The organism is Paraburkholderia suaedae, from assembly GCF_040812055.1.
Classification (GTDB): domain Bacteria; phylum Pseudomonadota; class Gammaproteobacteria; order Burkholderiales; family Burkholderiaceae; genus Paraburkholderia.
Genome location: NZ_JBFOAH010000026.1, coordinates 83,418 through 102,572 on the forward strand (window position 1 = coordinate 83,418; position 19,155 = coordinate 102,572).

General features: G+C 63.8%; 16 protein-coding genes. 10 read left to right on the plus strand and 6 right to left on the minus strand.

Annotation, left to right across the window (positions count from 1 at the left end):
- Positions 1–69 precede the first annotated feature (69 nt).
- Entirely contained in the window at positions 70–573 is a 504-nt protein-coding gene (locus ABQJ48_RS28825) for a flavin reductase family protein (protein WP_367841353.1), read from the plus strand.
- Positions 574–683: 110 nt separating this feature from the next.
- Here the strand turns inward: ABQJ48_RS28825 and ABQJ48_RS28830 are convergent, their stop codons facing one another.
- A complete protein-coding gene (locus ABQJ48_RS28830; protein WP_367841354.1) occupies positions 684–902 on the minus strand; it encodes a DUF2934 domain-containing protein in 219 nt (72 codons plus the stop codon).
- Between the two features lie 261 nt (positions 903–1,163).
- Between ABQJ48_RS28830 and ABQJ48_RS28835 the strand changes: the two genes are divergently transcribed.
- Positions 1,164–1,664 (plus strand): YciE/YciF ferroxidase family protein, encoded by a 501-nt coding sequence (locus ABQJ48_RS28835; RefSeq protein WP_367841355.1) that lies wholly within the window; start codon positions 1,164–1,166, stop codon positions 1,662–1,664.
- A gap of 286 nt (positions 1,665–1,950) precedes the next feature.
- On the opposite strand, the gene ABQJ48_RS28840 is transcribed toward ABQJ48_RS28835, so the two are convergent.
- A complete protein-coding gene (locus tag ABQJ48_RS28840) occupies positions 1,951–2,166 on the minus strand; it encodes a DUF2795 domain-containing protein (RefSeq protein WP_367841356.1) in 216 nt (71 codons plus the stop codon).
- Between the two features lie 249 nt (positions 2,167–2,415).
- Here ABQJ48_RS28840 and ABQJ48_RS28845 point away from each other — a divergent pair, with 249 nt between their 5' ends.
- Positions 2,416–4,566 (plus strand): response regulator, encoded by a 2,151-nt coding sequence (locus ABQJ48_RS28845; protein WP_367841357.1) that lies wholly within the window; start codon positions 2,416–2,418, stop codon positions 4,564–4,566.
- Positions 4,567–4,797: 231 nt separating this feature from the next.
- On the plus strand, positions 4,798–5,715 hold the full coding sequence (locus ABQJ48_RS28850; RefSeq protein WP_367841358.1) for a YihY/virulence factor BrkB family protein: 918 nt from the start codon (positions 4,798–4,800) through the stop codon (positions 5,713–5,715).
- Between the two features lie 849 nt (positions 5,716–6,564).
- Here the strand turns inward: ABQJ48_RS28850 and ABQJ48_RS28855 are convergent.
- Together ABQJ48_RS28855 and ABQJ48_RS28860 are read right to left on the minus strand one after the other, a co-directional pair.
- The gene (locus tag ABQJ48_RS28855) at positions 6,565–6,984 is read right to left on the minus strand and encodes a response regulator (RefSeq protein ID WP_367841359.1); all 420 of its coding nucleotides are present in this window, start codon (positions 6,982–6,984) and stop codon (positions 6,565–6,567) included.
- A 1,069-nt stretch (positions 6,985–8,053) separates the two neighbouring features.
- A complete protein-coding gene (locus ABQJ48_RS28860; protein ID WP_367841360.1) occupies positions 8,054–10,480 on the minus strand; it encodes a glucose/quinate/shikimate family membrane-bound PQQ-dependent dehydrogenase in 2,427 nt (808 codons plus the stop codon).
- A gap of 537 nt (positions 10,481–11,017) precedes the next feature.
- Here ABQJ48_RS28860 and ABQJ48_RS28865 point away from each other — a divergent pair.
- From ABQJ48_RS28865 to ABQJ48_RS28885, 5 genes are all read left to right on the plus strand, one after another.
- Positions 11,018–11,230, plus strand: coding sequence for a hypothetical protein (locus ABQJ48_RS28865; protein WP_367841361.1), 213 nt, complete (start codon positions 11,018–11,020; stop codon positions 11,228–11,230).
- A gap of 296 nt (positions 11,231–11,526) precedes the next feature.
- On the plus strand, positions 11,527–12,228 hold the full coding sequence (locus ABQJ48_RS28870; protein WP_367841362.1) for an NUDIX hydrolase: 702 nt from the start codon (positions 11,527–11,529) through the stop codon (positions 12,226–12,228).
- A 24-nt stretch (positions 12,229–12,252) separates the two neighbouring features.
- Positions 12,253–14,208, plus strand: a complete 1,956-nt coding sequence (gene ligD, locus ABQJ48_RS28875) for a DNA ligase D (protein WP_367841363.1) — start codon at positions 12,253–12,255, stop codon at positions 14,206–14,208.
- Between the two features lie 501 nt (positions 14,209–14,709).
- Positions 14,710–16,278, plus strand: a complete 1,569-nt coding sequence (locus tag ABQJ48_RS28880) for a hybrid sensor histidine kinase/response regulator (protein WP_367841364.1) — start codon at positions 14,710–14,712, stop codon at positions 16,276–16,278.
- Positions 16,279–16,398: 120 nt separating this feature from the next.
- Positions 16,399–16,788 (plus strand): response regulator, encoded by a 390-nt coding sequence (locus ABQJ48_RS28885; protein WP_367841365.1) that lies wholly within the window; start codon positions 16,399–16,401, stop codon positions 16,786–16,788.
- A gap of 241 nt (positions 16,789–17,029) precedes the next feature.
- Here the strand turns inward: ABQJ48_RS28885 and ABQJ48_RS28890 are convergent, their stop codons facing one another.
- Positions 17,030–17,701 (minus strand): hypothetical protein, encoded by a 672-nt coding sequence (locus ABQJ48_RS28890; RefSeq protein WP_367841396.1) that lies wholly within the window; start codon positions 17,699–17,701, stop codon positions 17,030–17,032.
- Positions 17,702–17,888: 187 nt separating this feature from the next.
- On the minus strand, positions 17,889–18,353 hold the full coding sequence (locus ABQJ48_RS28895; protein ID WP_367841366.1) for a response regulator: 465 nt from the start codon (positions 18,351–18,353) through the stop codon (positions 17,889–17,891).
- Between the two features lie 304 nt (positions 18,354–18,657).
- On the opposite strand from ABQJ48_RS28895, the gene ABQJ48_RS28900 reads away from it, so the two are divergent.
- A complete protein-coding gene (locus ABQJ48_RS28900; protein ID WP_367841367.1) occupies positions 18,658–19,101 on the plus strand; it encodes a DUF3597 domain-containing protein in 444 nt (147 codons plus the stop codon).
- Positions 19,102–19,155 lie beyond the last annotated feature (54 nt).

The following is a 19,155-nucleotide window of genomic DNA, read 5'->3' on the forward strand; positions in this document are numbered from 1 at the left end:
CGGTCACCATCTTTCGTCGCAGCAAGCCGACCCTTCGCGCGACGCGCTTCCCAAACCAGAGGACGCCGCATGAGCAAACACATTGCAGAACTGTTCCGGTATTTGACGGCTGGCGTCTATGTAGTCGGCGTGGCGGACGGCGATCGCCGCGATGCCTTTACTGCCAGTTCGATCATGCAGGTCTCGTTTTCGCCCTTGCTCGTGGCCGTCAGTGTGAACCCGGAAAACGCGTCGTATAGCCTGCTCAGCACAGGCCGCGTATTCGCCATCAGTGTGCTGGGCATGCAGCAGCGGGCGCTCGCGAAGCACTTCGGCACACAGTCGGGACGCACGGTCGACAAGCTCGCGTCGATACCCTGGCGACCCGGCAAAACAGGCGCACCGCTGCTCACCGATGCGCTGGCTCACTTCGACTGTCGACTGGTGAGCGACATGGATGCGGGAGACCATCGGCTAGTGCTGGGCCGCGTGGTCGACGGAGCGATCGTCAGTGCTGCCGGCAACCCACTGATCTACGCTCAGACCGGCGACCTCGACATGAGCGAGAGTCTCTATCCCGACGCGTTTTGCTGACCACGCCCGAGACGCACCGTGGGGCGGAAATAACCAAAGACGATTCGGACACCGAGATACTCGATGCAAACTGCTGCGAATCTCGCCGCAGACAGGGAATTTTTGCGCAGCTAGCCTGCCGACTTATCCGCTTCATCGTTCTGCGCTGCACCGCCGACCGCCCCCCGTCGGCGCTCCTCTTCGGCAATCTCGGCTTCCACGAGACTCCTCGCCCTTCGCCAATACTCGTCCGCGCAACCTTCCATGCTGCCGTCTTCCTGCCAAAGCTCGTATGCCTTGGCCCGGATGCGCTGTTCTATCGTTTCTGCTGGCATCAAGATCTCCTTCATCGCAGACCGTCGATCTCCGATCGCGAAGACATGGCGCCCGCGCGGGGGACCCATTCTGTTCGCACGATGCGCGGCGCCAGCGAGTTGATGGCCGGTTTCGCCTGCCCTGCCCCAACGGCAGCCCCTGCAGTCCTACAACAATATGCCGATTCTGCTGCTTGCGTGAGCTAGCCCAGCCGTCCCGGATCCGAACCGTTGGCGACGGCCGTGGCATAGCCGTTGCTCGACTACCGGTCCCTACACCCTCTCAAGGAGTCCATCATGGTTCAACGCAAAACAGTCGATGATCTCTTCGTTCATATGCTGTCGGACATTTACAGTGCCGAGAAGCAGCTGACGAAGGCACTGGCCAAGCTGGCACGCGCCGCATCCGATCCGCAATTGAGCGAGGCGTTCAAGATACATCTGGAGGAGACGCAAGGACAGGTCGAGCGAATCGACCAGGTGGTCGAAACGTGCGGCATTCGTCTCAAACGCATGAAGTGTGTGGCGATGGAAGGCCTGATCGAGGAAGGCCAGGAGCTGATCGAGGAAATCGACAAAGGTCCCGTGCTGGATGCTGGTCTCGTAGCCGCATCGCAGAAGGTCGAGCACTACGAGATAGCGGCGTATGGCAGTCTGTGCGCTATTGGCAGGCAACTCGGATTCACCAAGGGCGTCGAGTTGCTCAAGGCGACGCTCGAGGAAGAGAAAGCGACCGACCTCAAGCTGACCGAATTTGCCGAACGAGCCGGGAACGAAAAAGCAGCATCAGCCGCGTGACGACGCGTTGGCTCGCGCGGCCGTTGCCGCGCGAGCGTCCGCGCTACCGAAGACCTGACGGCATTGAGAGACTGTGACAGAGGAAGGCGATGCCGCAGCCAGCTCTTGCGCGCCCGCTCGGCGCTAGCCGCCGCGACTTCGGGCTTCGACGCGAGGCAACGTCAGCGCCTGCGGCGATTGTGGCCCCGCCGAAGTTCTGGCCGAGCGCAACATGCCAGCGTAAAAGATGCAGCGTCCACGCCCCCACTTTCGTACGACCGAGCGTTGCGAACGCCATGGGCAACATCTATTCTTCGCCAACTCCCTTCGAAACCTCGGCCGGACTGCCGTACTGCTGCTCGGGCAAAGCCTCGATAGCGTTCAGCACGTCTTCGTCGGCGCCGTTGCTTTTCGCGGTCTCCAGAAGATCGGCCTTCTCGGCAGGATAGGACGCGCCCTTGAGCGCCTTTTGCACGTCGACGAATTTTCGGATCGGACCACCGGGCGCATTTGACTTTGCCATTTGAACCTCCGTTGAGTAGGCCATTGAAAATCGACCGGACACGCGGATTGCAGCATCGAGCGTTCCACGGCGACGCGTTGTGCTGCCCGCATCGCGACGCGCAGCGTCGCGCCCAGTTGCCCGTTGCCAGGACTGCACCCGCCCGGCGCGGGAACGATTCTGGCTCGTAACGCGCGGGGATTCAGTTTCTCTCGAGCCGGGTGACGATTCGCCCCCCGTCGTCATCCGGGGAAGCCGCGGAGGTTTCATGTGAGCACAGTTGACCGCGAGGCCCTTCTCTTTCAACAACAGGCCGTACTGGCAAGGTTCGGTGAACTGGCGCTTCGCTCGGACGATCTTGACGAAATACTGTCGGAGGCCTGCCGTCTGGTCGGCGAGGCATTGCAAACGGACATGGCCAAGGTCATGGAGTTGCAGGACGACGGGGTGACCCTGCTCGTGCGCGCCGGCGTGGGCTGGCCACCCGGCGTCGTTGGACAGGCGACGGCCAGAGCGGAATCGGGCTCGTCGGAGGGCTATGCGCTGCAATCCGGCGAGCCGGCCATATCGCACGACATCGCCACGGAGAAGCGCTTTCGCTACCCGCAGTTCATCGTCGATGCGGGCGTGAAGGCGCTGGTCAATGTGGTCATTATCGGCGGGAAAGACCGGCCTCCTTATGGCGTGCTTCAGGTGGACAGCCGCCAGCCACGGGATTTTTCGCGGCCGGATACCGAGTTTCTGCGCTCCTATGCGAACCTGCTTGCCGCCGCCGTCGAGCGCCTTCGCATTGCCGCGGAAACGCGACGGCAGGGTGCCTCGCTACGCGAGAGCGAGGAACGCTACCGCATGCTTGCCACGCAGATTCCGCAACTGGTGTTCACTTCGAACAGTTCAGGAGAGCGAACCTGGGTCAGTCCCCAATGGGTCGCCTATAGCGGCATCCCGGAAGAACGAAGTTCAGGACTGGGATGGCTCGAAGGCATCCATCCTGATGACCGGGAGGCCACCACGGCGGCGTGGGCAATGTGCGAGACCACGGGCGAATTCGCGGTGGAGCACCGCATTCGCCGCGCCGCGGACCAGACTTACCGCTGGTTCCAGAGCCGCGCGACGCCCGTGCGGGCGGACGGCCGCATTATCGGCTGGCTCGGCACGTCCACCGATGTCGAGGACCAGGCGCGCATCCGTGAAGCACTGGAGCGCAGCGGCGAAGAACTCGAGGCGCGCGTGTCCGAGCGAACCGCGGAGTTGCAAGCGGCGCTCGACACGCTGCACCGCGAAAGCCGCGAGCGCTCGCGCGCGGAAGAGCGCCTGCGTCATAGCGAAAAACTGAAGGCGATCGGCCAGCTCACGGGTGGCATCGCGCACGATTTCAACAACATGTTGCAGGCGATCATCGGCTGTCTGAGCATGATTCGCGTACGCATCCAGCAGGGCCGGCCGACCGAGGTCATCGGCCTCGTGGAGCGCGCCGAGCGCGGCGCCGTGCGGGCGGCCGCGCTCACCCAACGGCTGCTGGCCTTCGGGCGCCAGCAAACGCTCGAACCGCGGCTCGTGAGTCTCGACACGATCGCTCGCGACATGGAGGACATGATCCGCCGCGCAGTCGGCGCAAACATCAATGTGGAACTGAAACTCGCGGACGGCAAATGGCTGGCCATGTGCGATCCGAACCAGATGGAAAGCGCGCTGCTGAATCTGTGCGTCAATGCGCGCGACGCGATGCCCGATGGCGGCTGGCTCACTATCAGCACGACCGAGGTGGTACTGGGTGATACGGATCTCGCCTCGTTCGAGGATGCGCAGCCGGGACGTTACTGCTGCATCGCCGTGTCCGACACCGGCGTCGGGATGTCGCAGGAGGTACTCGACAAGGCCTTCGAGCCGTTCTTTACGACCAAGCCGGCGGGGCAAGGCGTGGGTCTCGGCCTGAGCCAGATCTACGGCTTTGTCAGACAGTCGGGCGGCATCGTGCAGGTGGACACGTCGTTGGGCAAAGGCACGACCGTGCGCCTGTGCATGCCGGCCCCCGCAGAAGTGGACGATCATACGGTGAACGGCCGCGATACCGGCAAAACCATCATGCTGGTCGAGGACGAGGAGATCGTCAGGGAAGTGACGGCCGAGCAGTTGCGCGAACAGGGCTATCGCGTGCTGGAAGCGGACAGCGGCCCGGCTGCGCTACGGCTCCTGCATGCAGGCGCTCGTTTCGATCTGCTGATCAGCGATGTGGCGCTGCCTGGCGGCATGAACGGCCGCGAGGTCGCGGAGGCGATCAAGGCCCGCTATGCGGACGTTCCTGTCATTCTGGTGACGGGCTACGCGCCCGGCGATGCGCTGGCCGACATGGAGGTCATTCGCAAACCCTTCCGGCCCGAAGTGCTCGCGGAGCACGTGCGCGCCAAGTTCGAAGACTGAAGGCGGTTGGTGCGCTCGGCAAAGTTGTTGGTCGTCACGCAGGGCGTCGGAGGAAGCGCGCGCACCGCGGCGTTCGGCTGCGCTCACCGAGCGGCTTTCGTCGCTGGGCCAACGGGCACCGCCCTTGCTCGCCGGATGCAAAGGACCTCCCGGCGCAAGCGCGCGACGCGGCAGCGCCGTGAGACGCGTCGAGAGAAAGGGAAATAGCAACGAGCCGGTAGGAGAACCAGCATGGCATATCTGCCCCGCAAGGCGGGCCTGCGCTCCAGTGGACTGCGCAAAGCTCTGTCGACAGCAAAAGACGCCGTCGGCAGATTTTCCTCGGACCGGTGCGCGATGATGGGCGCGAGCATCGGCTTTTATTCCGCGTTTTCGCTGGCTCCGACCTTGTTGCTGGTCCTCGCGATAGCAGGCTGGTTCTTCGGCAAGGACGCCGCGCAAGGTCAGTTGTTCGGCCAGATCCGGCAGCTACTCGGCAACGACGCCGCCAGTGCGATGCAGACTGTGGTCGAACACGCTCATCGTTCCAGCGGCAGCGGCGCCGCTGCGGCGGTGTCGATCGTGCTGCTGCTGGTGGGCGCGTCGGCAACGTTCTCGTCTCTGAACACCGCACTTGACGTTGTCTTCGCGACGAAATCACCCGCGGGCCTCGCTGGGCTCGCGCTCGTGGTGCGGGCGCGACTCGTCTCGCTCGGGCTGCTCATGGGTCTGAGCTTTCTACTGGTCGTTTCCCTCGTCCTGGAGGCCGCGATACAGAGTGCCGGACACGTCGTTTTTGGTAGCTCGGCGCTGACCGTGATCGCCGACATCGTGCAGTCGATCGTCGGCCTGATCGTGCTGGCGTTCGGGCTGGGCGCGCTGATCAAGTGGCTACCGGATACGCGGGTGCGCTTTCGTCCCGCGCTGATCGGCGGGAGCATCGCGGCGTTGCTGTTTACCGTGGGTCGAAACCTGTTCGGCTTCTACCTGGCGCACGCTGGAACGGCGGGCGCTTTTGGCGCGGCAGGATCGCTGGCGGTCCTGATGATGTGGCTGTACTTTTGCGCCATTGTCTTTCTTTTCGGCGCGGAGGTCGCCTCTTCGCTTTGCCAGAAGCCACGAGACGGCGATCCTTCGGACGTGCACAGGCGTCTGAGTGCGGCGCGCTGAACTCGTGGAGTCGTCGACCTGTGTGCGCCTGAACTGAGCGTGCCGAATCTCGCGACCGGCGCCGCTTGATTCAGCGACAACGCTTTTTCGCAGGCATGAGCCGCGATTAGCCGCGCCGGTTTTTAAACGGAAGCCATGAAAGTAGACAAGCAATACCTATCCTGTCTGTTGCGCGCGATGGCCCGCCTCGGTCTATGCGTGTTCGCGGCGTGCGTCACCAGTGCGTGTTCCACGTCGAGCCCGCAGCAAGTGGACGGGACCGTCGTGCGCACTTCCTCTTGCAGCGCGGCAGGTCATTTTTGTGACACCTTCTTCGGACCATAGCGCGCGCGAAGCGCAATCGGGATTCCATCTTTATCCGGGACCGGGAGCCGCGAATGGCGGCATCACGCAGCGACGGCACGACTTATCGCCCGCAGCGACGCACGGCGGCGACTTCTGCTTCTGGGTTACGGAAATGCAATTTTCACGTGTACGAGTCGTAAATCCGTCAGGGCCTGGTGCGACGATGCTGCGCTCTCGAAGAGTCTGCTCGAACCGGAACTCTGATGCGCCGACATGATCCATCGGCGCACTGAACGGACTGTTCCGACGCGCGCCGGCCATGTAGAGACGGCACTCAGCCAGCCGCTTTTGCCCAAGCACCGGGACCGGATGGCAATTGAAATCGCAGCCTGCGCGCCTGCCAAATCGTGATGTGAACAGGAGCTACACAAGCGGGCGCGTTATGCGCAGAGCACGCAGACCGCTTTAACGGTCACGCAATCACCACCTTGGACCTGCAAAACGTTCCGTACCGGCGCTGCATCGAGAAGGTCGCTGAAGGGGACGGCGCATGCCGAATCGACATCAGCCATAAGCTCCGCCGCGGAAATGGGCGAGCCGTGCTGTCATCTGCTTGAACGCTTCGCGCGCACCGCCTCGGCGACGGCTGACGCGCTGCAATTCGCGCAGCAAAACCGTCGCCGGGAAGGGCTTCTTCAGGAAACGAACGTGTGGCAGCCGCGGCCGCCGCCGCGTTTCGGCCGTGAGAATCACCGGGATCAACGCAAACACCGGATCCGCGCGCAAGGTGCGGATCAGATCGACGCCGTCCATCACGGGCAGCTTGCAGTCCGTCACCACGATGTCGGGTGCGCTTCGTCGGATGAGATTCAGCGCGTCGACACCGTTGTGAGCGGTGCGCACGAGATGCCCTTCGGCCGCGATGAACAGTCCAAGGGAGCCTAGCCACCCGTCGTCCGCGTCGACCAGCAGGACGGAAGCCATATCTCTTTCCTTTCGCCGCTTATACGGCGCACGAATCGGCCCAAGGGCATCGCGCGTGAGTGGCGTGTCGTGACCGCGAAGGAGCGAAGCGGTGTCACGACCCTCTCCATTGATGGCCGCCTAGTGGATCGGGTATGGCTTCGGAACTCGCGACGACGCGCGCAATCGCTATGCTGACGACGCGCGCATGGGGGTGATTCCTCCACGCGTTCGTTTCGGTAGTAAGCCGCGCATAGGCCATGCCTGGTCGTTGCGGCCGATGCGCGCCGGCTCGATTCTCATCCGCGCAACTTCCGCGCGCAGGCCCCGCTGACGGAGTCGACCTACGGAATACTGCCTATCGCCCGGCGATCCGACGAGAGACGCGGAGCACTTGTCGATGCAACAACTCCGCGACGATGCCAGGACGCCCACCCGGTGATCAGGAAAACCAACCGACCCAAGATTTCGCAACGTGCTATTGCGCCACCTCCCGCGTTCATCTGCGCGTGGGCTACGCGCTGCGCTTCGCTGAAAGATCGGGCTGATGCACGGACGATTCCCGGGCAAGCTTCGTGCTGATTGCAGACTGGAACCGGCAGAGCATGCGTCGACCCCGCCAGTTACGGCATCGATTGGCGATGAGTCTCCGCTTCCGAATGCGACGCAATACAACGCGTCGTGCCCGAGGCGCAGCGAGATGCCCCGACGCTTGACGACAGACGAGAGGCGAGAATGAACGTGACTTTCTACACGCGAATCCTGACGGGCGGGGTCGTCGTGTTTGCCATGGCGCTCTCGGCCGGCTGCAAGCCCGCTGACAAAGCAGGGGGCCCGGCGAATGCAGACTCCGCTGCCAGCAGTTCTCCTTCCGCCGCCAGCCGATGAATCGCTGCGCGTCCGAGTCATGCACTCCGACGACACATCCGGGCTTGCTGCTCACTGAGCGGTCCCGTGACCATCGGCGCGCCCTCCGCAAGCGGACGAGGCACGCGCGCCCGCACGTTCGAGTCAGCCCCCTCTCGGTCCACGCGCCATCCCGCGACGAAACCGCCGCTCGTACCACAGGCTCAGCGTCGCCCGACGCCGCTCACGGCAGCGCGTACGCGATCACGTAGTCGCCCAGTCGGGTGCCGAACGACCCATGGCCGCCCGCGGCGATGACGATGTACTGACGTCCGTTCACCGCATAGGTCATCGGCGTGGCCTGACCGCCTGCGGGCAAGCGGGCTCTCCAGAGTTGCTCGCCGTTATTCACGTTGAAAGCACGGATATAGTTGTCCGCGGTCGCACCGATGAACGCCACCCCGCCCGCGGTGACCATGGGGCCGCCGAGCATCGGCATGCCCAGCCTGAACGGCAAATGCAGCGGCGTGCTGTCGCGCACGGTCCCGATGCGCTTCTTCCAGACGATCCGATCGGTTCGCAAATCGATCGCCGATAGGTAGCCCCACGCCGGTTGTTTGCACGGCAGCCCGAATGGCGACATGAAGGCGTTGAGCGTCACGCCGTACGGCACGCCGTACTGCGGCTGGATGCCCGTTTCCGTGCCCGATCCTTTCACACCCGGCACCGGTTCGAGCGGGTTGCCGGGGCCGCGCGGAATCAGCCTTGAGACGAACGGCAGCGCAATCGGATTGGCGACGGCGATCTGGCGATCTGTGTCGACAGCAATGCCGCCCCATTCGAACATGCCCAGATTCCCCGGAAACACGAGTGTCCCCTGCAACGACGGCGGCGTAAACGTGCCTTCATAGCGCAGTTTGTGGAACATGATCCGGCACACCAGCTGGTCGTACATCGTCGCGCCCCACATGTCGGCACCGGTCAGATTTTTCGACGGACGGAAGGTCAGCTCGGAGAACGGCTGGGTGGGCGAAACATGGTCGCCTGGGGCGGCCCCTTGCGGGACGGGACGCTCAGGCGCCGGCACGAGCGGCACGCCCGTGCGTCTGTCCAGCACGAAGATGTTGCCGGTCTTGGCGGGCACATAGATGACGGGCACGGTGTTGCCCTGCTTGTCATTGATGTCCGCAAGCGTGGGTTGCGACGGCACATCCATGTCCCACAGGTCGTGATGGACGGTCGGGTAAAACCACGCAAGCTTGCCGGTCGACGCATGCAGCGCGAGCAGGCCGCTCGCGAAACGTTCGTCATCGGGCGTCCGGTCGCCGCCCCAGATGTCGGGGGTCTTCACGCCCATCGGCAGATAAACGATATCGAGCTTGGGATCGTACGCAGCGGGCGCCCACGAGTTCGGCGACGTGTACGTGTAATGGCCGCCCGCCGGCGGGTTCTGGTTCGGATCTTTTGCACCCGGATCGAACACCCACAGCAACGCGCCCGTACGCACATCGAAGCCGCGAATGACGCCGGACGGCTCGCGCGTCGAATAGTTATCTTCGACCGCCCCTGCGACGACGATCACCTTGTCGGTAATGACCGGCGGTGAGGTCGGCTCGTACATGCCCGGGGTGGTCACCGGCTGACGACGTTGCAGGTCGAGGTCGCCGTTGTCGGCGAACGTCGCGCAGCGTGCGCCGGTCTTTGCATCCAGTGCATAGAGGTGACCGTCATTCACCGGCAGATAAATCCGCCGCGTGCACTGCGCGTCAGTACCCGACGTCGCGGCCGTGTCCTGAGCGGACGTGGCCGTCGCGCCGGACGCGCCCGACGCGCCGCCAGACGCCGCCGCAGCGGCGGCCGAAAGGTCGACGTACGATACGCCGCGACAAGTCACGTGCTGGAACGATGGGTCCGGCTTGAGCTTCGGATCGAATTTCCAGGCGAGCCGGCCGGTCGCGGCATCGAGCGCAAAAAGGATCTGGTGCGGCGAGCAGAGATACAGCAGATCGCCGATCTTGATCGGCGTGACTTCGTTCGTTATCTCGACCGGGTCGTTCGGCCCCTTCATATCGCCGGTGCGGAACATCCACGCGACCTGCAGATTCTTGACGTTCTCGGGCGTGATCTGGGTCAACGGCGAATAGCGTGTCCCTGCCTGATCGCGGCCATAGGCGGGCCATTGTGCAGCGTCGGCCGCGTTGGCCACGTGTGCCGCGGACTCGGAGCTGAAGGTTCCGTTGACTGTTTGCGGGTCGTTCAATCCCGCGTAGACCAGCACACCGGCCCATATGACGAGCGCACCGGCGAGGCATGCGATCGAAAGCGCACGTCGGCCTTCGAGTCGCCAGCTCACCAGCAGGATCATCCACACACCCAGGACAACGAGCACGCCCGAGCGTGGCGCGAGGGCCCAGAAGTCCGGTCCGGACTCCCACAGCGCCCATGCTGCCGTGCCGACGAGCACGAGCGCGTACAGAATGGATGCCGCCGCGCTGCGGCGGTACAGGAGCCACGCTACGCCGAGCAACACCACACCGGTTATCACGTAGTACGGGGAACCGCCGGTCGCAAGCAACCAGGCTCCGCCGATCAGCAGGTAAAGCGCGGTTAGCGAAATGAATACGAGCGTGATGACACGGACGACTGTAAGCCAACCGGAATGTCTGGACATGATGTACTCGGGCGTTCTCGGAGCGTTTAGTGACGTTTTTCGCGCCCATACAAGCAGAACGCGGGCCTGGTCGACGCACGCTGCCACATGCGCAACATGGCGACGCAAAGTGCTCCGCTGCACAGGCCCGGGCCGTCCTCTCTATGCCGTATGTCTGGGACCGCGCTTTGCCGGCATCCCGCTTTTGGCACGTCGTCGCGTACAGCGTGCGCGGCGGTTTTTTCAAGGTCGCTCCCGATTACACGCCGACTTTTCAAATACGCAGGCCCGCTGCTCCAAGCGTGCCGGCCCCGGTCGGGGCCATCATCTACAGTGCTGGGCGTTGTGACGAGTCGTGAGCATGTGCGTGGCAGGCGCACCCGTTGGCGGCACACATGTCGAGCGCACTTTAGAGACCGGGACTCGCGTTGAGTGATCCGGTGACATGTCGATGGCCGGGAGAGCACCGATCGCACGGCTGCCTGCTAACGGCATCATGAGTCCACCCGGCGGCACGATCACTGCTACGCCAAGGTTCTACCTTTCGGAACGCGCGTCATGCAAAGTCAGTATCGCGGGTACACAATCCATGTATCGGCTAGCCTGGTCGACGGAGATATCGTCGGCTATGCCCGTATTTATCGGCCAAAAGGCAATGGCGTTGCCGCCGAAGACGTGCACGAGATGGAATTCCATCTGGCGTTTGTGGACGAACACGAAGCAATGGCCCTTGCAAAAGAGCGGGCGATTGCCTGGGTCGACGAGCATTAGACCATCCGCGCGCGGCCGCGATCAGAACGCACGTGCCGGCGGTTTCGGCATTGCAGGCAAGGCGCGAGCGTTGGCGGCCCAGTCGGTTCACGCAGACTGCCCCGCCGCACCCGCTTTTGAGCCGCACCGTTGCTCGCGAGCGCAGCGAAGCGCAGCGCGAAGCGCTCACGCAAGAGCTCGGTTCGGTGCGCCAAATTGCGCACGCATGCGCTGTCCGCAAGGAAGCCCTCACTGAAAGCCCTACCGGAGCGGCACCTCACACGCTGCGCGGTCGACGATTTACCCCCGGGACGACCATGAAACAACGGGCCACGGTAGTGTGTATGAGAAAGGGACGCCTGCTGCTCGTCGCCAGGGAGCGAGGCCGTTGGGCAATGCCCGGCGGCCGGCCGAAGAGCGACGAAGCGCTGTCGTGCGCGGCCTTTCGCGAGTTGAGAGAAGAAACGGGGCTACCCGCAGTGAGCGTGCGGTATGCGTTCCAGTTTTTCGGCGCGAGCACCCGGCACTTCGTTTTTGTCGCCGATCTGCCGGACGGCGCGCAGCCCTCGCCCAGTAGCGAAATTGCCCGTTGCTGCTGGGCCAGACTGAAGGACATCAAGCGCATGCCGGCAAGCATTCCGACCAAGGGCATCGCCGATCTGCTTTTGACAGCGCGTCCCCTCGTCGAGCGCACGGCGGGAAGCGCGCTGCACGCGGCCGGCGCCATTGCGTCGCGGATGTCACGTGCGAGACACCCGTGCACGCCGCCAGCACCTTCGGCCATCAGCGCGATATCGCCGGCAGCGTCCGGCGACAGCGGGCAAGCCACTCCGCTGCCCGGCCCGCAGCAGACCGTTTCGCAAGCCCGCCCGGATCACGGGCTACCCTCGGCACAGAGCGCTGCCCCCACCACCGAGGCAATCGCGCCGGCGTCAGATCGCGCGCTCGAACCAGCTGCCGACGACGCTCGCAAGCCTTCGCCCCGGCGCCGGCACCTCGCCCTGCGCGGTGACCGATAGGATCGCCCGGCAACGGAGGGGCGCATGCGCAAAGGCCAACGCAGAGCGCGATCGGCGGCGCAGCCCGTGCTAGACGGTGCGGTCCCGGCCGACCTGCCGGCCTTTATCAAACCGCAACTGGCGACGGAAGTGTCCACGCTGCCCGAAGGTGAATGGATGCTGCAGGGCAAGCTGGACGGATACCGGCTGATGGTCCGCATCGACGGCGCGGATGTGCGGCTTCTTACCCGCAACGGCCATGACTGGACCGAAAAAATGCCGGTGCTTGCGAGAGAACTCGCGTCGCTCGAGATGGACACTGCGTGGCTGGACGGCGAAGTCGTCGCCCTGGGGCGAGACGACTTGCCCGACTTCGGCACGCTCCAGGACGCATTCGCCACGCGCGAGACCGACGGGCTCCTGTACTTCGGCTTCGACCTGCCTTATCTGAACGGTTTCGACCTGAGAGAAGTCGCGCTTCGGAAAAGGGTGGACCTGCTCGAACAGGTGCTGAGCCGCAATGAGCTGCCGCACGTGCGGTACACAGCGTTCTTTCCGTTTGACGTCGACAGCGTGCTGAGCACGGCATGCAAGCTCAAGCTCGAAGGCATTATCGCAAAGCGGGCCGATGCGCCGTACGTGTGCGCCCGCAACCGCGACTGGCTGAAACTCAAATGCCATCTGCGGCAGGAGTTCGTGATCGGCGGGTTCTCGTCGACCAACGGCGCCGCAGCCGGGCTCGACCGGTTGCTGTTGGGCGTCGAAGACAATTCTGGCAAGCTGAACTACTGCGGCGCCGTCATCCCGACATTGAAAGGCCCGATGCGGGCTTCGCTTCTCAGGAAGCTGACTGATCTGCGCATACCCAGCCGTCCGTTCGCAAACGAGCCGGACAACGAGAGGAAACGCAAGCTCGTCTGGGTCAAGCCGGAACTGCTTGCCGAAGTTTCGTTCATGGAATGGACGCGAGACGGCCATATCCGCCACGCCTCGTTTCACGGCTTGCGGGACGACAAACCCGCAACGGAAATTCGTCGGCAAAGCGTGAGCGCCTGGCGCAAGAGCGTCGGCAATGGCCCGTCAAGAGCGCGAGGCAATGCGATCGCTTCGGTGGTCATCACGCATCCGGAACGGGAACTGGACCCGGTGACAGGCTTGACCAAGGGCGACCTCGTCAGCTATGCCGAAGCCATCGCGCCATGGGCGCTGCCTCACATTGCGTCCCGGCCTGTCGCGCTCGTGCGGGCGCCGGCAGGACTGAGCGGTGAGCGCTTCTTCCAGAAGCACGCCGAAGGCATGAGCTTCCCGGGGATGACCTTGCTTCCAGCCGAGCTGTACCCGAACCATCAGCGCCTGCTCAACATCTCCAGCGCCGAGGCCCTGGTCGGCGCGGCGCAAATGAACGTGCTCGAGATTCACGCGTGGAACGCAAGCGTGCCGCAGCTCGACCGTCCGGACCGGATCATCCTTGACCTGGACCCCGACCCGGAGCTGCCGTGGTCTTCGATGCAGGAGGCCGCGCGCCTCGTCAAACTGGTGCTCGACGAACTCGCCCTTGACAGCTGGATCAAGACCTCGGGCAGCAAGGGCTATCACGTCGTCGTTCCACTGGGCCGGTATCACAGCTGGGGTGAAGCGAAAGCGTTCTCCCACGCGATTGCAAAACACTTCGCACGGGTTCTGCCCAATCACTTTTCCGCGGTCTTAGGGCCTAAAAACCGTGTGCGCAAAATCTTCATCGACTATCTGCGCAACGGCAAAGGCGCGAGCACCATCGCGGCGTTTTCCACGCGCGCGAAATCCGCGCTCACCGTTTCGATGCCGGTTAGCTGGGAGGAGCTCGAGCATGTCACGCGCGCGGACCAATGGACGATGCGAACGGCAATAGAACGTATGCAACACCTGCGCGTCGATCCGTGGGACGGCTACTGGACGTCGCGCCAGCGGATTACCGCAGCGATGTGGCGCGCTTTGAACGCGAGGCCTCCGTCGGGCAAATGACAGCAGGCGATGCTGTCGAACACGGGTCGCGGCGCGGTGGAGTCGCTTCGCGCGGTTTGCAAAAAGAGAAGCCGCCTCTTCAATTTGACATGAAGGGCCACACTAACTGGATCGCGGCACTCACGTCGCGTCTGTGCGAAACGCCTTGCCAGCGCATGTTCCGGCATATAATTCAAGGGGACTTGTAGTCCGAACAGGGACGTTTAATCGCGGAGCCCGGCGTCTGCACATAACCGCCAGATGGCCTGCCGCTCCAACGCCCAACCTCTTCCGAAACGACCCAGAGCGAATGGAACCATGGTCGGCGCGCCTGACGATCCTGCTGTCGTAAGTGGGGCACTCAACACTGAACTTGAGCGCCGGCCGTCCCGCGCGCCCAACCATGCGGCCGAGGTCGCAACGTTAATTGCGCTTGCCAGGGCGCAACTGGGACCAAGAGAACATTTGCTTCAGGCGCTGGCCGATGCCGCACTGACATCGACGTCCGCAGGAAGCGCCGGCGTGAGCCTGCTCGAGCCGACAGCCGACGGTGAGCAGGTATTCAAATGGCTGGCCGTATCCGGGGCTTGCGCCGCGTATCTCGGCAAATCGACCGCGCGGGGAGAATGTCCGTGCGGCATTACGCTCGACCTGGGCGTCCCACAACTGTTCATCGATCCCGGCCGCCATTTCGACTGCTTGCGCGACGCCGGGAACATTTCCGAAGGTCTGGTGGTGCCAATCCCTGGCGCAGCCGATGCGCGCGGGGCCTTGTGGGTCATGTCGCACTCGGATACCCGGCGTTTCGAGCTGGAAGACGCCAGGCTCCTCGGCAACCTCGCGATCTTCACTGGCGCGGCGCTGGCCTGCCTGGATGCAAGGCAGATAGCAGTCGACAATGCCGCGCAGGCCCAGGCGGCCCGCGCATTGCTCGAACAAGCCGAGGGCCGCCGAAACGAATTCATCGCGATGCTCGGCCATGAACTGCGCAACCCGATGTCGCCCATCGACGGGGCAATCACGGTGGCCCGGCGCCTGTCGGATGAACATACGCGGGTTCACGAAGTATTGACCGTCGCGCAGCGCCAGATGCGGCATCTGCGCGCCATGGTGGACGACCTGTTGGACGCGGCGCGGCTCCAGCACGGCAAGCTCGCTATCCGCAAGTCTCACACGTCGTTCAACGAGATCGTCTCCGATGCGGTGACAGCCGTCAGACATCGCATGGAAGCGCGCAAGCATCAGTTTTCGGTGCTTGGCCTCGAAGCGCCCATCTATGTCTTCGCGGACCACGTGCGGTTGAGCCAGGTGCTGGGCAACCTGCTTTCGAACGCTGCCAAGTACACGCCGCCCGGTGGCCACATCGAGGTGCTGGTCACGAAGGTTCCTGCTGGCGAGGGCTGCATAGCCGGTGGCGCTGCGAGCGTACTGCAGGTCACCATCAGGGATAACGGCGTGGGAATCAGCCCCGATGTACTGCCCCACGTGTTCGAACTGTTCGCGCAGGCACCGCAAAGCATCGGGCGTTCCGAGGGCGGCCTGGGGATCGGTCTCGCGGTGGCAAAGCGCATGGTCGAGCTTCATGGCGGAACGATAGCGATCGACAGTCGCGGTGCAGGCCGCGGCACGGTGCTCTCACTGCGTCTGCCGATTCTCGATTCCTGCGCCGAAGACCGGGTGGACGCTCGAGCGCACATCGCCGAGACGGAGCCCATGCGGGTGCTTCTCGTCGATGACAACATCGACGCGCTGGAGGTCATGCAAGTCTTGCTCGAACTGGAGGGCCACACCGTACGAACCGCAAGCAACGGCCAGGATGCGATCAGTACCGCGGCAAACCTGTTGCCGGACGTGGCCATCATCGATATCGGCATGCCGGACATGGACGGCTGCGAGCTGGCGCATGTATTGCGCTCGCACCCGGAATTCAAGGACATGGTTCTCATCGCGCTCACCGGCTATTCGGGCGACGCCGACAAGTCGCGTGCGCTATCGGCGGGTTTCGACCATCACTTCGTCAAGCCGCTTTCGCTCGACAAACTGCGGGCCGTCCTCGCGCACTGTGGCGGGCGCGAAAGCAGCCCGGCCTAGCGCGCGCCAGTCGTCTTGCGCTGCCCATGTTTCCGATGCGTAGCCGTTACACGGGCAAAACGTGAACTTCCGACGATATGCAATGCCGAACCCTAGGTTGGAATTCGGGAATCGTACAGGATGGCAAGCGTTCTTTTGGTGGACGACGATCTGGAGACATTGGCGGCGTGGGCGATGAGTTGCACCGCTGAGGGATACACAGTACGGACGGCGAGCGACGGCCAGTTAGCGCTGGAAATGTTCATCGCCTCGCCCGCCGACATCGTGATCGCCGACTGGCGCATGCCTGTCATGTCGGGGAGCGAACTCTGCCATCGTCTGCGGACCCTGCCGGGCCTCGCCGACGTCGCGTTCATCCTGATCTCCGGAGAACCGAGCCCACCCGCCTTCGTCAGCTATGACGGGTTTCTTCGTAAGCCGGTAGATGTGCCGTTGCTTCTGGAAACCATGCGACGGCTGCTGGTCGATCAGGTCACGCACCGGAACACGAAGCCGGGTGGAACAAGGTAGACGCCCAGCTGCTCGCTCCGCCCGCGCACGCACGCACGCACGCACACGCTGCGTCGACCCAGTGCCCTCGGGCGAGCAGTAACTCCGTCGGATCAGCAAGAATTCCTGCTCGGCGCACGCACACGCTCGGCAAGCGAGTCATATCGACGAGCTTCGCCGCAGCCGACGAGCACGGTGGTGTTCGCCGGCATGAGCCACGCGGTTCGACGACTGCCGGCCGGCCACTACGCCACCGTCGTCCTCATGCGTAACCCGACTTCGACGTATGGCCGCCTCTTTCAACCGTCGGTTGATGGCGGAAACCCAGTCCTCCTGCACCGAGCGCTATGATCGCGCCGACCACCAGCGCCGCGACCGAAAACCAGCTCGCGCGAGCCACGGCGCGCGCCGCCGTGTCCGCCGCCTGTCTCGCATCGGCCTGTGCCTGGGGATTCGACGCAGCGGCAGTGATGGATGCGACCGCGTTTTGCGCCTGTTGAGAGAGCGAATTGATCTCGCTGCCGCCGCCGTTGGTCTGGGCGCTGACCGCGCCGGCGGTTGCGCCCGCCGACGCCATGTTCCCGGCCACGCTCACGGTGCCTCCGATGAGCGACGCTAGAGCGAAGACGATGAACAGGATCATCACGGCCCAGGCGAGCAGTCCGTGCAACCAGCCCAGTACCGGAGCGCAGCGCCCCGCGAAATAGGCCCCCGCAAACACCGAGACGACCGTCGTCAAGATCATCCAGACCCCCGAACCAAAGCCGAACGCACGTACGGGATCCGGTCGCGACAAAGGGCTGAGCAAAGACGCGCCGATGGCCGCTCCCAGCACACTCATGACAAGATAAACGATTAGCGAAATGATGACGCCGGTAAACACGGCACCCCACGACACGCGTGGCAATCCCTCCTGGGTTACTAAGAGTTGCATGGTAAGTCTCCGGTTGAAGTGGCTGCTCCAGGATTCGCCGGAGAAGTCCGGCACGCGAGGCGCCGCAAGCGGCGTTCCACCGGGCCGGCCGGCAGCCCCTGCGGAGCGTGCCGCGCGGTGGCGCGAGACTCGATTTAGCGACTACCGCGCTGGCTCACGGTGTGCGCCTGCTGACGGACACGCTCCACTAGGGCCAACATCGCCAATTCACCGGTCGCCAGCGTCCAATCGCGGGCTCAAGGACCCCCGTCGGTGTCGATCCATTCGGAAGCCGCTCGGATACGAACAGGTTGATCGTGCGCATCAGCGCGGCGAGGTCTACCGGTTTGCGGAAGAAAGCCGTCCAGCACGGTCGCTCGTCTTTCGGCTCGGGCATGGACGACAGCATCACGACCGGCATGCGGGCGAGCGCCGGCTGGCACCTGATGCGCCGGCACAGTTCGGTGCCGTCCATCTCGGGCATGTGCCAGTCGGTGACGATCAGCCGCGGAACGACGTGCAAAAGCGTGCGCAGCGCTTCCCGCCCGTTCTCCGCCAGGAGCGCGTGGTGGCCGCTCGATTCCAAAGCGAGTTGCAGGGCCCATAAGTTGTCGCGGTCGTCGTCGACCAGTAGCACGATAGACATGAGGGGGGAGAGGAAATATTTCGGCAACTATTTACCCGCAACGGCCGTGCCTATCAGGAGCACTAGCGTCGCGGACCAAACGCGCGGCCATCGGCTCCCGTCGCTTCCCGAGCCGCCGCGCTCACCGTGCGCCGGCGCGCTTTGTTTTGAACCGCCGGTTGTCGCCGGTTGTCGCCGCTTGTCGCCTGTTGTCATGTCTCGCCGATCTTCAATACACGAAGGAAGGGCTGCGGTCCCGCACGACGAAAGCGCGTGCGCATTGCTTCTGGGCATGCGGGTTGCGCCGGCTCAGTGCCGGTCAATCGGCCGGCCACAGGCAAAGGAGCGATACATGAGCATATTCTCGTCGATCATCAACAAGATTTTTCCCCACGACCATCCGGCCAATGCAGCCTCCGGCTCGAGCGCCGGCCCTGCTACATCGGCAGCCAGCAGCGCGGCAGTACCGGCCGGCACGCCCCCCACCCCATCCACTACTGCTGCGCAAAGCTCACAGCCGTCGGTCACACCGATGCCGGTGGTCGACGTCGAGGCGGTCCTTACACGGATGCAGGAAGGTAGCGGCCAACAGCTGAACTGGCGAACGTCGATCGTCGATCTGCTGAAGCTTCTCGGACTCGACAGCAGCCTGGATGCGCGCAAGCAATTGGCTGCCGAACTGCATTACACCGGCAATACAGAGGATTCCGCTGCGATGAATGTCTGGTTGCATCGGGAGGTCATGCAGAAGCTTTCGGAGAATGGCGGCAAGGTGCCTGACGACCTGAAAAAATAACGCTGACTCGCGGGCGCCGATTCGATAGCACACTGGCGGCAGGAACGTCTGCGG

Excerpts from the sequence above, each read along its gene's own strand:
- ABQJ48_RS28825 (WP_367841353.1), top strand. The coding sequence starts at position 70 with ATGAGCAAACACATTGCAGAACTGTTCCGGTATTTGACGGCTGGCGTC.
- ABQJ48_RS28830 (WP_367841354.1), bottom strand. The coding sequence starts at position 902 with ATGAAGGAGATCTTGATGCCAGCAGAAACGATAGAACAGCGCATCCGG.
- ABQJ48_RS28835 (WP_367841355.1), top strand. The coding sequence starts at position 1,164 with ATGGTTCAACGCAAAACAGTCGATGATCTCTTCGTTCATATGCTGTCG.
- ABQJ48_RS28840 (WP_367841356.1), bottom strand. The coding sequence starts at position 2,166 with ATGGCAAAGTCAAATGCGCCCGGTGGTCCGATCCGAAAATTCGTCGAC.
- ABQJ48_RS28850 (WP_367841358.1), top strand. The coding sequence starts at position 4,798 with ATGGCATATCTGCCCCGCAAGGCGGGCCTGCGCTCCAGTGGACTGCGC.
- ABQJ48_RS28855 (WP_367841359.1), bottom strand. The coding sequence starts at position 6,984 with ATGGCTTCCGTCCTGCTGGTCGACGCGGACGACGGGTGGCTAGGCTCC.
- ABQJ48_RS28860 (WP_367841360.1), bottom strand. The coding sequence starts at position 10,480 with ATGTCCAGACATTCCGGTTGGCTTACAGTCGTCCGTGTCATCACGCTC.
- ABQJ48_RS28865 (WP_367841361.1), top strand. The coding sequence starts at position 11,018 with ATGCAAAGTCAGTATCGCGGGTACACAATCCATGTATCGGCTAGCCTG.
- ABQJ48_RS28870 (WP_367841362.1), top strand. The coding sequence starts at position 11,527 with ATGAAACAACGGGCCACGGTAGTGTGTATGAGAAAGGGACGCCTGCTG.
- ligD (WP_367841363.1), top strand. The coding sequence starts at position 12,253 with ATGCGCAAAGGCCAACGCAGAGCGCGATCGGCGGCGCAGCCCGTGCTA.
- ABQJ48_RS28885 (WP_367841365.1), top strand. The coding sequence starts at position 16,399 with ATGGCAAGCGTTCTTTTGGTGGACGACGATCTGGAGACATTGGCGGCG.
- ABQJ48_RS28890 (WP_367841396.1), bottom strand. The coding sequence starts at position 17,701 with ATGCAACTCTTAGTAACCCAGGAGGGATTGCCACGCGTGTCGTGGGGT.
- ABQJ48_RS28900 (WP_367841367.1), top strand. The coding sequence starts at position 18,658 with ATGAGCATATTCTCGTCGATCATCAACAAGATTTTTCCCCACGACCAT.